The following is a 12,707-nucleotide window of genomic DNA, read 5'->3' as shown; positions in this document are numbered from 1 at the left end:
GTCGGACATAACGGCGGCGGCGCCGGCGAGAGGGTTTTCGGAGACGAGGGATGGAGCGTTTCGACGGGGTGCGCCTGACGCGGGCGGCGCTGGAGGACTTCGCGGCGGCGCTGCTGCGCGGCGCCGGGATGTCGGAGGACAGCGCGGCGGCGACGGCGCGGGCGATGACCGACGCCTCGGCCCGCGGCGTCGACACCCATGGCGTGCGGCTGGTGCCGTTCTATCTCGACCAGCTGCAGAACGGGCGTGTGAATCCGGCACCGGCGGTGACCGCCACCCGAACCGCGCCGGCCTGCGTCGTGGTCGACGCCGATGGCGGGCTCGGCCACCTCGCCAGCTACCGCGCCATCGAAGAGGCAGCAAGCCTGGCGGAGGGGACCGGACTGGCCGCCGCCGTGGTCACCCGCTCCTCCCATCACGGCGCCACCGGCGTCTACACCCTGGCGGCGGCGAAGCGCGGCTTCGTCGCCTTCGGCTGCACTCATGCCGATGCGCTGGTGGTGCCGCATGGCGGGGTGAGGCCGTTCTTCGGCACCAACCCGATCAGCTTCGCCGCCCCGGCGCGGGACGAGGAGCCGGTGCTGCTGGACATGGCGACCAGCGCCATCCCGCTGAACCGCGTGCATCTGCGCCGCGACACCGGCACCCCGCTGCCGCCGGAGGTCGCGGTCGGCGACGACGGCATCGCCACCACCGATCCGCATGTCGCCACCGGCCTGATCCCGGTCGGCGGCCTGGGCTACGGCTACAAGGGCGCCGGCCTGGCGATGATGGTCGAGATCCTGTGCGCCAGCCTGACCGGCATGCCGCACGGCTTCCGCATGACCAAGTTCACCGGCCCGGGCCAGCCGGTGCAGATCGGCCATTTCTTCCTGCTGCTGAAGCCGCGGGCCTTCGCCGCCGGCGGCTTCGAGGAATCGCTCGCGGCGATTCTCTCGGACCTGCGGACGCAGCCGGCCCAGGCCGGGCAGGAGGTGATGGCGCCGGGCGATCCGGAGAAGCGCGAGGCGGCGGAGCGTGCCCGGCTCGGCGTGCCGCTGGACCGCCGCACCTGGGAGCGTCTCGTAGCCTTCGCCGGCACCGTCGGCGTCGCGGTACCGGAGGCTTCCGTTGACGGGGCGCAGGCCGGCGCATAGTTTCACCCGGATGACGCTGGATCTGGAGTCCCGCCCATGAGCGGGTTGACCGCGGAGCTCGACCGCCTGGAGCGCGCCCTGGAGCGCCTGGACGCCGCCGTGGCGGCCCAGGAGGAGCGTCGCCAGACGCAGATCGACGAGATCGCGGACCGCGTGCGCTCGCAGGCGGTGACCGAGATTGAGACCGAGCTGCGCGAGGACACGGCGACGGTGGCGGCGCGGGTCAACCAGGTGATCCAGCGCATCGAGACCCTTTTGGAAAAGTAGCGCCGTGGCCCGGGTCGAAATCACTCTGAACAACCGTCCGTATCCGATCGCCTGCGAGGACGGGCAGGAAGGTCGCGTCCGCGAGGTCGCTGCCTTCGTGGCGGAGCGGATCCGCGAGATCCAGGGCTCGGTGCGGACCGCGACCGACACCCATCTCCTGGTCATGGTCGCGCTGATGCTGGGCGACGAGCTGCTGGACCTGCGCGAGGGCAAGGTCCCGGGCGCGCCCGCCCCGGCGCCGTCGCCGCTGGACGACCCGGAGCTGGCGTCGCGGCTGCAGAAACTCGCCGATCGGATCGAGGCCATTGCAGCCCGGGTCGAGACGCCCTAAATCTGTTCGCGGAGCGGGGCTGCGCGGTGCGACAGGTCGCTTTGTCCCTGGGGCCGATGCGCTTCTCTTAGGGGGCTGTCCCTGCCGGGATCGTGGTCCTGGACACACGGCACCCACCTGCTGTTGCAGGGCCCAAGAGGAGACGATATGACCACCGGCCGATGCGGCTCCGCTGCCACTTCTTTTTCCTTCTCTCCCAGCCGCCATGCCTGACGGGACCGAGCTGCGCGACGCCAAGAGGGCGTTCCGGGCCGTGGCGCGTGAGCGGCGTGCGGCCTACCACCGGGACCACGGCGCCGAGGCGGGCGAGAGGCTCCGCGACATCGTCCTGCAGGCGATTCCCCTGCCGCCGGGCGGGGTGGTCAGCGGCTACCTGCCGATCGACGACGAGCTCGACCCGCTGCCGCTCCTGCGCGCCGCGATCGACCGCGGCCATGCCGCCTGCGTGCCGGTGGTTCAGGGCAAGGGCCAGCCTTTGATCTTCCGCGACTGGACGCCCGAGGCGCCGCTGGTCGAGGGCGTGTTCGGGGTGTCGGTGCCGGCGCCTTCGGCGGCCGAGCGGGTGCCCGACCTGCTGTTCGTGCCGCTGCTCGGCTTCGACCGCAAGGGCTTCCGCATGGGCTACGGCGCCGGCTTCTACGACCGCACCCTGGCGGGGCTGCGGGCGCAGCGGCGGGTGGTCGCGGTCGGCATCGGCTATGCCGGGCAGGAGGTCACGGCGGTGCCGGTCGGCCTGCACGACGAGGCCCTGGATTGGATCGTGACGGATCGCGAGGCGATCCGCATCGCTGTTTGAGACGGATTTCGGATGCGCATTCTTTTCCTGGGTGACGTCGTCGGCCGCGCCGCCCGCCTGGCGGTGATGGAGCAGGTGCCGCGGCTGCGGCAGCGCCTCGACCTCGATTTCGTCGTGGTCAACGGCGAGAACTCGGCCGGCGGCTTCGGCATCACCCAGAAGATCGCCGAGGAGTTCTACGAGTCGGGTGTCGACTGCCTGACCACCGGCAACCATGTCTGGGACCAGCGCGAGCTGCTGGGCTCGATTGACCGCGACCCGCGGATCGTGCGCCCGGCCAATTTCCCGGCCGGCACGCCCGGGCGCGGCGCGACCCTGCTGCAGGCCCGCGGCGGCCGGCAGGTGCTGGTGATCAACCTGATGGCGCGGCTGTTCATGGACGCGCTGGACGACCCCTTCGCCGCGGTCGACCGGCTGCTGGCCGACATGGCCATGCCGGGCGTGGTCGACGCTATCATCGTCGACTTCCACGGCGAGGCTTCGAGCGAGAAGATGGCGATGGGCCACCATCTCGACGGCCGGGTGACGCTGGTGGTCGGCACCCACACCCATGTCCCGACCGCGGACCTGCACATCCTGCGCGGCGGCACCGCCTATCAGACCGATGCCGGCATGTGCGGCGACTACGACAGCGTCATCGGCATGGTGAAGGAGCCGGCGATCGCCCGCTTCATCCGCAAGATGCCGACCGAGCGGCTGACCCCGGCCGACGGCCAGCCGACGATCTGCGGCCTGGTGCTGGAGACCGACGAGACCACGGGACTCGCCCGAAGGGCCGAGCCTCTGCGCCTCGGCGGACGGTTGGCCCCGGCTTGGCCGGCCGGCTTCGCCCCTGCCGACTCGGCAAGCTGATCCTATTCACCTTGTTTCTCTACAATTGCGTCTATCCGATTGCTGGGAAACGGAATATCCGGGACCGGAAATTTTCGTGTCCCTTTCCTCCGGGCCACAAAAGCGCCATAGTCTGGGCCTAACGCGGCGCGGGTGACCGTGCGGTGGCGCTTGCCGTCGCCGGGCCGGCCGCATATGTCTCCCGCCGCGAGTTCTCCAAGTCAGTCAGGCGCAGCCCCATGGCCGGTCATTCACAGTTCAAGAACATCATGCACCGCAAAGGCGCCCAGGACGCCAAGCGGGCCAAGATCTTCACCAAGCTCCAGCGCGAGATCACCGTTTCCGCCAAGCTCGGCCTGCCCGACCCGGCGATGAATCCGCGCCTGCGCGCCGCCATCCAGGCCGCGCGCAAGGAGAACATGCCGAAGGACAATATCGAGCGGGCGATCAAGCGCGCCACCGGCGACGGCAACGACAGCGACTATGTCGAGATCCGCTACGAGGGCTACGGCCCGGCCGGCATCGCCGTGATCGTCGAAGCGCTGACCGACAACCGCAACCGCACCGCCGCCGAGGTCCGGTCGATCTTCGCCAAGCATGGCGGATCGCTGGGCGAGACCAACTCGGTCAGCTTCATGTTCAACCGGGTCGGCGAGCTGGTGTTCCCGGCCAAGGCCGCCAGCGCCGACGCGATGTTCGAAGCGGCGCTGGAGGCCGGCGCCGACGACGTGCAGAGCGACGACGAGACCCATACCGTGACCACCACGGTCGAGGGCTTCGCCGCGGTGCGCGACGCGCTGGAGGAGAAGTTCGGCACGCCGGATTCCTCGGGCCTGGTCTGGCGGCCGCTGAACAGCGTGGCGCTGAACGAGGAGCAGGCGGCGTCGCTGCTGAAGCTGCTCGACACGCTCGAGGACAGCGACGACGTGCAGCGGGTCTCGGCCAATTTCGAGATCCCGGACGAGATCATGGCGCGGCTCACGGCCTGAGCCGGCGGAGGGGTGATGGAATTTCGGGGGATGGCGAGGGCAGGGGGGATGGAGCGCCGATGAGGATCCTCGGCCTCGACCCCGGGTTGCGCCACACCGGCTGGGGCGTCCTCGATGTCGACGGCAACCGGTTGCGCTACATCGCCGACGGCAGCGTCGATTCCGACGACAAGGCCGATCTCGCCACGCGGCTTGTGCAATTGCATGACGGGCTGGCCTCGGTGCTGCGGGAGTGGACGCCGGATGAGGCGGCGGTCGAGGAGACCTTCGTCAACAAGAACCCGACCTCGACCCTGAAGCTGGGCCTGGCCCGCGGCGTGGTGCTGCTGGTGCCGGCCCTGGCCGGAATCCGGGTCGCGGAATACGGCGCCAACCACATCAAGAAGTCCGTGGTCGGCGCCGGCCATGCCGACAAGACCCAGGTCCAGCACATGGTGCGGATGCTGCTGCCCGGCACCACCTTCCGGACCCCGGACGCGGCCGACGCCTTGGCGGTCGCGATCTGCCACGCCCATCACCGCCAGACCGAGGCCAGCATCGCCGGCATCCGGCTGCAGGTGGCGCGATGATCGCCCGGCTGCGCGGCCTGCTGGACAGCGCCGGGGCCGATCATGCGGTCATCGACTGCAACGGCGTCGGCTATCTGGTCTTCTGCTCGCGCCGCACCCTCGGCCTGCTCGGCGGCCCGCGCGAGGCTGTGGCGCTGCACGTCGAGACGCATGTGCGCGAGGACCACATCCATCTCTACGGCTTCGCCGATACGGCGGAGCGGGACTGGTTCCGCCTGCTGACCACGGTGCAGGGGGTGGGCGCGAAGGTGGCGCTGGCCATCCTGTCGGTGCTGTCGCCGGACCAGGTGGCGACCGCGATCGCCGCCGGCGACAAGGCGATGCTGGCCCGGGCCGAGGGCGTCGGGCCGAAGCTGGCCGGCCGGATCGCGTCGGAACTGAAGGACAAGGTCGGCGGCATCGCCCTCGGGCCGGCCGTCGCCGCCTTCCATGGCGGCGGCGCTGCAGCCCCTGCCGCGCCGGCCGAGGCGGGCGCCGCGGCCGATGCGGTCTCCGCCCTGGTCAATCTCGGCTACGGCCGGGCCGAGGCCTTCGCCGCCGTGGCCAGGGCCGGCGGCAAGCTGGGGCCCGAGGCGACCGTGTCGGCGATCATCCCCGCCGCGCTGCGTGAGCTGGCGTCATGACCGGCGACACCGACCGCATCGTCACGGGCGAGCGCCAGGGCGACGACGACTCCTCCTTGCGGCCGCAGACGCTGGAGGATTTCGTCGGCCAGCGCGAGGTCTGCGAAAATCTCCGCGTCTTCGTCACCGCCGCCCGCAGCCGGGCCGAGGCACTGGACCACGTCTTGCTGTTCGGTCCGCCCGGCCTGGGCAAGACCACGCTGGCCCAGATCGTATCGCGCGAGCTCGGCGTCGGCTTCCGCGCCACCTCCGGCCCGGTGATCGCCCGCGCCGGTGACCTGGCGGCGATCCTGACCAACCTGCAGCCGCGCGACGTGCTGTTCATCGACGAGATCCACCGCATGAACCCGGCGGTGGAGGAGATCCTCTACCCGGCGATGGAGGACTTCCAGCTCGACCTGATCATCGGCGAGGGGCCGGCCGCGCGGTCGGTCCGCATCGACCTGCCGCCCTTCACCCTGGTCGGCGCCACCACCCGGTCGGGGCTGATCACCACGCCGCTGCGCGACCGCTTCGGCATCCCGCTGCGGCTGAACTTCTACGGCACGCCGGAGCTGGAATCGATCGTCAGCCGCGGCGCCCGGCTGCTCGGCTGCCCGCTGACCGGCGAGGGGGCGCACGAGATCGCCAAGCGCTCCCGCGGCACCCCGCGCATCGCCGGCCGGCTGCTGCGCCGGGTGCGCGATTTCGGCGCGGTTGCCGGGCTGGCGCAGATCGACGCTCGCGCCGCCGACCAGGCGCTGCGCCGCCTCGACGTCGACGAGGCCGGGCTGGACGCCATGGACCGGCGCTATCTGCGCCTGATCGCGGAGCATTACGGCGGCGGCCCGGTCGGGGTCGAGACGCTGGCGGCGGCGCTGAGCGAGCAGCGCGACATGATCGAGGACGTGATCGAGCCCTATCTGCTGCAGCAGGGCCTGGTGCAGCGCACGCCGCGCGGCCGCGTCCTGGGCGACCGCGGCTACCGCGCGCTCGGCCTGGCCGAGCCGAAGCGTGCCGCCTCCCAGCTCGACCTGCTGGAAGACGAGCCGTGACCGCAGCGCCGCACAGCTTCCCCGTCCGGGTCTATTGGGAGGACACGGACGGATCGGGAATCGTCTACCACGCCTCCTATCTGCGCTTCGCCGAGCGGGCGCGGACCGAGCTGCTGCGCGCGGCGGGGTTCGAGCAGTGGTCGATGCTGGCAGAGACCGGCATCGCCTTCGCCGTGCGCCACTGCGCCATCGATTTCCGCCGTTCGGCCCGCCTGGACGACCAGCTTCTGGTCGAGACGCGGGTGACGGCGATCGGCGGCGCCAGTCTCGAAATGTCGCAGGCGATCCGGCGCGATGGGGACGACATCGTCACATTGCTGCTGAAATTGGCCTGCATCACTCGTGACGGCCGGGCGGCGCGGATGCCGCCGCGGCTTCGCGAGGTCTTCAACGCGATCAAGGACCAGACCGCGTCGCACGCGGCGGAGTGAAGGGCGAAGGTATGGAGCAGTCGGTGATCGAAACCGCCCAGGCGGTCGGGCAGGGTGCCGTGCACAACATGAGCATGTGGGGCTTGTTCCTGCAGGCCGACGTGATCGTCAAATTCGTGATGCTGCTGCTGCTGGCGGCATCCGTCTGGTGCTGGGCGATCATCTTCGAGAAGTGGATCCGCGTGCGGCGCCTGAACCGCCAGGCCGATGCCTTCGAGGATGCGTTCTGGTCCGGCGGGTCGCTCGACGACCTGTACGACCAGGTCGGCGCCAACCCGCCCGACCCGATGGCCGCCACCTTCGCCGCCGGCATGAAGGAATGGCGCATCGCCGCCGACCGCGGCCTCAGCCAGTCCGGCAGCATGCGTGCCGGGCTGCAGCAGCGCATCGACCGGGTGATGCAGGTGACCATGACGCGTGAGCTGGGCCGGGTCGAGCGCGGCATGACCGTGCTGGCCTCGGTCGGCTCGACCGCGCCCTTCGTCGGCCTGTTCGGCACGGTCTGGGGCATCATGAACTCGTTCCAGTCGATCGCCGCCCAGGCCGACACCAGCCTCGCCGTGGTGGCGCCGGGCATCGCCGAGGCGCTGTTCGCCACCGCCATCGGCCTGTTCGCCGCCATCCCCGCCACCACCGCCTACAACAAGTTCTCGAACGACCTGAACAAATACGCCGAGCGGCTGGAGAACTTCGCCGGCGAGTTCGGCGCGATCCTGTCGCGCTATCTCGAGGACCGCAGCTGATGGGTGTCTCGCTCTCCCACGCCACCGGCCGGGGGCGCGGCGGCCGCCGCACCCTCCGCCCCAACGCCGACATCAACGTCACGCCTTTCGTCGATGTCATGCTGGTGCTGCTGATCGTGTTCATGGTCACGGCGCCGCTGCTGACCGTCGGCGTGCCGGTCGACCTGCCGCAGACCCGGGCCCAGAACATCCCGACCAAGGAGGAGCCGCTGCAGGTCACCATCGACGCCCAGGGCCAGATCTACGTGCAGAAGAAGCAGGTGGCGATGGAGGACCTGGTGCCTATGCTGACCGCGATCGCCAAGGCCCAGGCCTCGGCCGCGGGCGGCGGCCCGAACGAGACCCGGATCTTCGTGTTCGGCGACCAGGCGTTGGCCTATGGCCGGATCATGCAGGTGATGGGCGCGATCACCTCCGCCGGCTTCACCCGGGTGGCGCTGATCTCCGAGACGCCGAAGGGGCAGGCTGCCCTGACGCCGGCTCCGGCGGCCGCCGCACCGGTACCGAGGCGCTGACAAGAGCCCCATGCGTCCCAGTCTCATCATCTCCCTGGCCCTGCACGCGATCCTGCTGGTCGTGCTGATGTTCGGGCTGCCGCTGTTCCGGCGCGACGCGCCGGCGATCGCGGTCGTGCCGGTGGAGATCGTCAGCGCCGACGCGGTCGGCGCAGGCGCGACCGGCGAGATCGCGCCGGACCGCCCGCCGGCCCCCGAGGCCACGGGCGACGCCGATGCGCCGCCGCCGCCGGCCGCGGCCAAGACCCCGCCGGCGCCGAAGCCGCCGGCGCAGCGGCCGGAGCCGCCGAAGGTGGCGCAACTGCCGCAGCCGCGCCAGTCCGAGCCGACGCCGCAGGCGCGGCCGGCGCCGGAGCCCGAGCCGGCCTCGCCGCCGCCTCCGCCGCCGACCCCGCCGACGCCCAAGGCCACGCCGCAGGCGCCGGAGCTGCCGACGCCGCCGACCCCGACTCGCCGCCGCCCGCGCCGCCGCCACCGCCGGTGCAGGCGCCGTCGCCCGAGGCAACGCGCCCGCCGCCGCCACCTCCGCCGACGACGCAACCGCCGCCCCCCCCGCCGCAGCAGCGGCCGAACCCGCCCTCGGGCAAGCCGCAGGCGGAGCCGACCCCGACGCCGTCGCCGCCGACCCCGCCGGCCGAGACGGCGCAGGCCGACCCGATGGCGATCTCGCCGACCGAGGCGCCGCGTCCGGGATCGCGCCCGAAAGCGCCGCCGCCGGCGCCGACGCAGCAGGGCGCGGCCACGCCGACGCGGTCGACTGCGCCGTCGCAGCCGCAGAACGACGAGATCGCGGGCCTTCTGGACGGCCAGACCGGCGGGCGCCAGTCCAGCCGCCAGTCGAACCGCCAGCAGCGGGCGGCAGGGCAGGGCGGCCGCGAGACCCGCCTGTCGCGCGGCGACGAAGGCGCCATCCGCGACACGGTCAAGCAGTGCTGGAACACCGGCCCACTGGAAGGCGCGATGAACAAGCCGGTCGTCCAGATCCGGGTCGCCCAGGTCCAGCCCGACGGCACCATCCGGCCCCAGGACATCACTGTCGCCGACGATGGCGGCGATCGCGCCTGGGCCAATGCCGCCCGGCGGGCCGTCGCGAACCCGACCTGCCAGCCCTGGCCGATGCCGAGCGGCGGGTGGCCGAACGATTCGTTCCTTCTTGTGTTCGATCCCAAGGACATGTTCTGACCAGCCAGGAACCGAGGTGCAGAGAATGAAACGAGGCTTCCTCCAGACCACGCTGGCCGCCCTGGCTGCGGTCGTATCCCTCTCCCTGACGGCGGCGCCGGCCCAGGCCGAGATCCGGATCGACATCAACCAGGGCGTGACCCAGCCGATGCCGATCGCGATCACCGACTTCCCCGGTGACTCGGTCGGCAGCCAGATCAGCCAGATCATCACGGCGGATCTGCAGCGCTCCGGCCTGTTCGCGCCGATCGACCCGCGCGCCTTCACCCAGGATGCGGCCTCGCTGCAGCAGGGTCCGCGCTTCGCCGACTGGAAGGTGCTGGCGGCCCAGGCGCTGGTCACCGGCCAGGTCCGGCCGCGCGGCGACGGCCGCTTCGACGTCGACTTCCGGCTCTGGGACGTCGCGGCCGAGCAGCAGTTGACCGGCCTGACCCTGACCGGCGACAGCGCCCTGATGCGCCGCGTTGCCCACAAGATCGCGGACGAGATCTATCGCGCCGTCACCGGCGAGGATGGCTATTTCGACACCCGCGTCGTCTACGTCTCCGAGACCGGGCCCGAGACCAACCGAGTCAAGCGCCTGGCGATCATGGACCAGGACGGGGCCAACCATCAGTTCCTGACCGATGGCTCCCAGCTGGTGCTGACGCCGCGCTTCTCGCCCAACACGCAGCAGATCACCTACCTGGCCTATGTGAACAACAAGCCGCGGGTCTATCTGCTCGACCTCGGCAGCGGCCGGCAGGAATCGCTGGGCGACTTCGCCAACATGACCTTCTCGCCGCGCTTCAGCCCGGACGGCAACCGGGTGATCTTCAGCATGGCGCAGGCCGGCAACACCGACATCTACGTCATGGACCTGCGCACCCGGTCGGTGCAGCGCCTGACCTCCGACCCCTCGATCGAGACCTCGCCCTCCTATTCCAAGGACGGGTCGCAGATCGTGTTCGAGAGCGACCGCGGCGGCAGCCAGCAGCTCTACATCATGAACTCCGACGGCTCCGGCGTGCGCCGCCTCAGCTTCGGCCAGGGCCGCTACGGCACCCCGGTGTGGTCGCCGCGCGGCGACCTGATCGCCTTCACCAAGATCACGGGCGGCAGCTTCTCGGTCGGCGTGATGCGCCCGGACGGCACCGGCGAGCGGGACCTGGCCTCCGGCTTCCTGGCGGAAGGCCCGACCTGGGCGCCGAACGGCCGCGTGCTGATGTACACGGCCAGCGGCGGCGGCAGCAGCAAGCTGGTCACCGTCGACATCACCGGGCGGGTCAGCGCCGCGGTGCCGACGCCCTTCGACGCGTCCGACGCCGCCTGGTCGCCGCTGCTGCCGTGACGACAAGCCGCAGAAATGCTAGAAATACCGCAAGAAATACCTTGCGGAGCGGGCAGTAACCTGCTTTTCCCTCAACCGCTTTCCGAATCGTAAAGTCGGATCCACGTCAGGGGCAAAGAACCATGCGTCTCAAGATTGTGTCCCTCATGGGGGCTCTGCTGCTGGCCACCGCCTGCAGCTCCACCCAGAACGCCGGCACCGGTGCCGGCGCCGGCGGCCTCGGCACGGGCGGCACCGCCGTTCCCGGCTCGCAGCAGGATCTGGCTCAGAACATCGGCGACCGGGTGTTCTTCTCGCTCAACGGCTTCGACCTGAGCCCCGAGGCCCAGGCCACGCTGAACAAGCAGAGCGGCTGGCTGCAGCAGTACCAGAACGTCGCCGTGACCGTCGAAGGCCACGCCGACGAGCGCGGCACCCGCGAGTACAACCTCGCGCTCGGCGACCGCCGCGCCAACTCGGTGCGCAACTACCTGATCGCCAATGGCGTGGCTCCGTCGCGGGTCACCACCATCAGCTACGGCAAGGAGCGTCCGGCGGTGCCGGGCCACGACGAGTCGGCCTGGGCGCAGAACCGCCGGGCGGTCACCGTCGTCAACTGATCGCCGCCGGGACGGCGGGCGGCGCCTTCGCGGCGTGGCCCGCCGGCCGGTCGGACGACTTGCGCGCCGGGCGGCGGCAGCGGCATTGCCGTTGTCGCTGCGACCGGCGCGTCTTATTTTCGCCGCTGGGATCGGCTCAGGATCGGTCCTGCGGCCAAGACCGAACCCGTGCCCCGAACCAGGAGGTGGAGGCGACATGCCGGTTTCGCAGAGGCGATGGAGTATTCTTGCGGCCGCGGCGCTCGCCGTCGCGGTCCTGGCCCCGTCCGGGCCCGGACGGGCGCAGAGCTACGAGGCCCAGCTCGAGGTCCGGGTCAGCACGCTGGAGCAGCAGATCTCGCAGCTGACCGGCCAGATCGAGCAGCTGCAGTATCAGAACCAGCAGCTCGCCGATCAGCTGAAGCGGGCCCAGGCCGATATCGAGTTCCGGCTGAACGAGCTCGAAGGCGGCGGTGGCGGCAGCACCAAGGCTGCCCCGGCCCCGGCTCCCGCCAAGCGGGCGCCGGCCCAGACCGCCCCGGCCGCGCCACGGACGCCGCAGCCCTTCACCCCGACGCCGCTGGTGCCGCCGAAGCGGTCCGACGCCGAGCCGCGGCCCCCGGTCTACGACGGCCAGGGCGACAGCCTGGGCGCGCCGCAGGAGATGGGCGCGGCCGATCCGGGCTCCGCGCCCCCGGTCCCGGCCTTCGCCTCGACCGAGCCGCAATCCTACGGCTTGGGCGGGGCGGCGCCGGGCGACGCCACGGCCTGGTACAACCAGGCCCAGGGCCTGTACAACCAGGGCGACTATGACGGCGCCATCGCTGGATTCAGCCAGGTCATCGCCGCCGACCCCGGCGGCGGCCTGGCCGGCAACGCCAATTACTGGCTCGGCGAGTCCCTGCTGGCCAAGGGCCGGCCGGGCGAGGCGGCCAACGCCTTCAACGCCGCCTGGTCGATGGATCCGCGCGGACCGCGGGCGCCGGACGCCCTGATGCGCCTGGGCCAGTCGCTGGTCGCCGCCCGGCAGGAGCGTTCGGCCTGCGACGCCTTCGCCCGGCTGGTGGCGGATTATCCCGACGCCCCGGCGCAGATGCTGCGCCGTGCCAAGGACCAGCAGCTGCTGATGCGCTGCTGATGCATGAAGCCTGCATATCCCACCCCCCTTACGTCCTGCGCCGGTTCAACATGCTGGCAGGGCAGGAGAGCGGTGCAGCGCGATGTGATACATCGCGGAAGCCGTTCGACGCACCCTGCCGGCATGTTCAACCGGCCCGGAGGGTCGCCTCGCGACGGCCGCCTGCGGGCGCGGGCCACTCGCCCGTATAACCCGATACGCTCTTCGTGGCCCG

General features: G+C 71.3%; 16 protein-coding genes and 1 other RNA gene. All 17 read left to right on the top strand.

From position 1 onward, the window contains the following. The first annotated feature begins 50 nt into the window (after window positions 1-50). The 17 genes from LG391_RS04505 (at window position 51) to ybgF (ending at window position 12,493) form a co-directional block, all read left to right on the top strand. The gene (locus LG391_RS04505) at window positions 51-1,136 is read left to right on the top strand and encodes an Ldh family oxidoreductase (protein ID WP_225766789.1); all 1,086 of its coding nucleotides are present in this window, start codon (window positions 51-53) and stop codon (window positions 1,134-1,136) included. Between the two features lie 36 nt (window positions 1,137-1,172). Continuing rightward, window positions 1,173-1,403: a hypothetical protein gene (locus LG391_RS04500; RefSeq protein WP_225766788.1), complete on the top strand. Its 231-nt coding sequence runs from the start codon at window positions 1,173-1,175 to the stop codon at window positions 1,401-1,403. Between the two features lie 4 nt (window positions 1,404-1,407). Next, window positions 1,408-1,734, top strand: a complete 327-nt coding sequence (locus LG391_RS04495) for a cell division protein ZapA (protein WP_225766787.1) — start codon at window positions 1,408-1,410, stop codon at window positions 1,732-1,734. Between the two features lie 13 nt (window positions 1,735-1,747). After that, window positions 1,748-1,908: non-coding RNA, 6S RNA (gene ssrS / locus LG391_RS04490), on the top strand. A gap of 31 nt (window positions 1,909-1,939) precedes the next feature. After that, complete coding sequence (locus LG391_RS04485; protein WP_225766786.1) at window positions 1,940-2,530, top strand: 5-formyltetrahydrofolate cyclo-ligase; 591 nt, start codon at window positions 1,940-1,942, stop codon at window positions 2,528-2,530. Window positions 2,531-2,542: 12 nt separating this feature from the next. Then, window positions 2,543-3,382, top strand: coding sequence for a TIGR00282 family metallophosphoesterase (locus tag LG391_RS04480; RefSeq protein WP_225766785.1), 840 nt, complete (start codon window positions 2,543-2,545; stop codon window positions 3,380-3,382). Window positions 3,383-3,600: 218 nt separating this feature from the next. Continuing rightward, window positions 3,601-4,350 carry a YebC/PmpR family DNA-binding transcriptional regulator gene (locus LG391_RS04475; protein ID WP_225766784.1) on the top strand — a complete coding sequence of 250 codons (750 nt, stop codon included), beginning with the start codon at window positions 3,601-3,603 and terminating at the stop codon, window positions 4,348-4,350. A gap of 59 nt (window positions 4,351-4,409) precedes the next feature. Continuing rightward, complete coding sequence (ruvC, locus tag LG391_RS04470; RefSeq protein ID WP_225766783.1) at window positions 4,410-4,919, top strand: crossover junction endodeoxyribonuclease RuvC; 510 nt, start codon at window positions 4,410-4,412, stop codon at window positions 4,917-4,919. After that, complete coding sequence (gene ruvA, locus LG391_RS04465; protein ID WP_225766782.1) at window positions 4,916-5,542, top strand: Holliday junction branch migration protein RuvA; 627 nt, start codon at window positions 4,916-4,918, stop codon at window positions 5,540-5,542. Before ruvC ends, ruvA begins: the two co-directional genes overlap by 4 nt. Beyond that, window positions 5,539-6,576 (top strand): Holliday junction branch migration DNA helicase RuvB, encoded by a 1,038-nt coding sequence (gene ruvB / locus LG391_RS04460; protein ID WP_225766781.1) that lies wholly within the window; start codon window positions 5,539-5,541, stop codon window positions 6,574-6,576. The genes ruvA and ruvB overlap by 4 nt, the downstream gene beginning before the upstream one ends. Further along, on the top strand, window positions 6,573-7,007 hold the full coding sequence (ybgC, locus tag LG391_RS04455; protein ID WP_225766780.1) for a tol-pal system-associated acyl-CoA thioesterase: 435 nt from the start codon (window positions 6,573-6,575) through the stop codon (window positions 7,005-7,007). The genes ruvB and ybgC overlap by 4 nt, the downstream gene beginning before the upstream one ends. Window positions 7,008-7,018: 11 nt before the next feature. Further along, a complete protein-coding gene (gene tolQ / locus LG391_RS04450) occupies window positions 7,019-7,750 on the top strand; it encodes a protein TolQ (protein ID WP_225767635.1) in 732 nt (243 codons plus the stop codon). Then, complete coding sequence (gene tolR / locus LG391_RS04445) at window positions 7,750-8,265, top strand: protein TolR (RefSeq protein WP_225766779.1); 516 nt, start codon at window positions 7,750-7,752, stop codon at window positions 8,263-8,265. Before tolQ ends, tolR begins: the two co-directional genes overlap by 1 nt. A 657-nt stretch (window positions 8,266-8,922) precedes the next feature. After that, the gene (locus LG391_RS04440; RefSeq protein ID WP_225766778.1) at window positions 8,923-9,447 is read left to right on the top strand and encodes a hypothetical protein; all 525 of its coding nucleotides are present in this window, start codon (window positions 8,923-8,925) and stop codon (window positions 9,445-9,447) included. Window positions 9,448-9,463: 16 nt separating this feature from the next. Continuing rightward, window positions 9,464-10,777 carry a Tol-Pal system beta propeller repeat protein TolB gene (tolB, locus tag LG391_RS04435; RefSeq protein WP_225766777.1) on the top strand — a complete coding sequence of 438 codons (1,314 nt, stop codon included), beginning with the start codon at window positions 9,464-9,466 and terminating at the stop codon, window positions 10,775-10,777. Between the two features lie 122 nt (window positions 10,778-10,899). Beyond that, complete coding sequence (gene pal / locus LG391_RS04430) at window positions 10,900-11,376, top strand: peptidoglycan-associated lipoprotein Pal (RefSeq protein WP_225766776.1); 477 nt, start codon at window positions 10,900-10,902, stop codon at window positions 11,374-11,376. A 196-nt stretch (window positions 11,377-11,572) separates the two neighbouring features. Continuing rightward, complete coding sequence (gene ybgF, locus LG391_RS04425) at window positions 11,573-12,493, top strand: tol-pal system protein YbgF (protein ID WP_225766773.1); 921 nt, start codon at window positions 11,573-11,575, stop codon at window positions 12,491-12,493. The last annotated feature ends 214 nt before the right edge of the window (window positions 12,494-12,707 follow it).

The organism is Inquilinus sp. Marseille-Q2685, assembly GCF_916619195.1.
In the GTDB taxonomy this organism is placed as follows: Bacteria; Pseudomonadota; Alphaproteobacteria; order DSM-16000; family Inquilinaceae; genus Inquilinus.
Note: the sequence above shows the minus strand (reverse complement) of the source record. Positions and strands in the feature narration are given on the sequence as shown.

Coding starts and splice junctions, on each gene's coding strand:
- LG391_RS04440 (WP_225766778.1), top strand. CDS start 8,923: ATGGCGATCTCGCCGACCGAGGCGCCGCGTCCGGGATCGCGCCCGAAA.
- ruvC (WP_225766783.1), top strand. CDS start 4,410: ATGAGGATCCTCGGCCTCGACCCCGGGTTGCGCCACACCGGCTGGGGC.
- ruvA (WP_225766782.1), top strand. CDS start 4,916: ATGATCGCCCGGCTGCGCGGCCTGCTGGACAGCGCCGGGGCCGATCAT.
- tolQ (WP_225767635.1), top strand. CDS start 7,019: ATGGAGCAGTCGGTGATCGAAACCGCCCAGGCGGTCGGGCAGGGTGCC.
- LG391_RS04485 (WP_225766786.1), top strand. CDS start 1,940: ATGCCTGACGGGACCGAGCTGCGCGACGCCAAGAGGGCGTTCCGGGCC.
- pal (WP_225766776.1), top strand. CDS start 10,900: ATGCGTCTCAAGATTGTGTCCCTCATGGGGGCTCTGCTGCTGGCCACC.
- LG391_RS04500 (WP_225766788.1), top strand. CDS start 1,173: ATGAGCGGGTTGACCGCGGAGCTCGACCGCCTGGAGCGCGCCCTGGAG.
- LG391_RS04480 (WP_225766785.1), top strand. CDS start 2,543: ATGCGCATTCTTTTCCTGGGTGACGTCGTCGGCCGCGCCGCCCGCCTG.
- LG391_RS04505 (WP_225766789.1), top strand. CDS start 51: ATGGAGCGTTTCGACGGGGTGCGCCTGACGCGGGCGGCGCTGGAGGAC.
- LG391_RS04475 (WP_225766784.1), top strand. CDS start 3,601: ATGGCCGGTCATTCACAGTTCAAGAACATCATGCACCGCAAAGGCGCC.
- tolR (WP_225766779.1), top strand. CDS start 7,750: ATGGGTGTCTCGCTCTCCCACGCCACCGGCCGGGGGCGCGGCGGCCGC.
- ruvB (WP_225766781.1), top strand. CDS start 5,539: ATGACCGGCGACACCGACCGCATCGTCACGGGCGAGCGCCAGGGCGAC.
- ybgF (WP_225766773.1), top strand. CDS start 11,573: ATGCCGGTTTCGCAGAGGCGATGGAGTATTCTTGCGGCCGCGGCGCTC.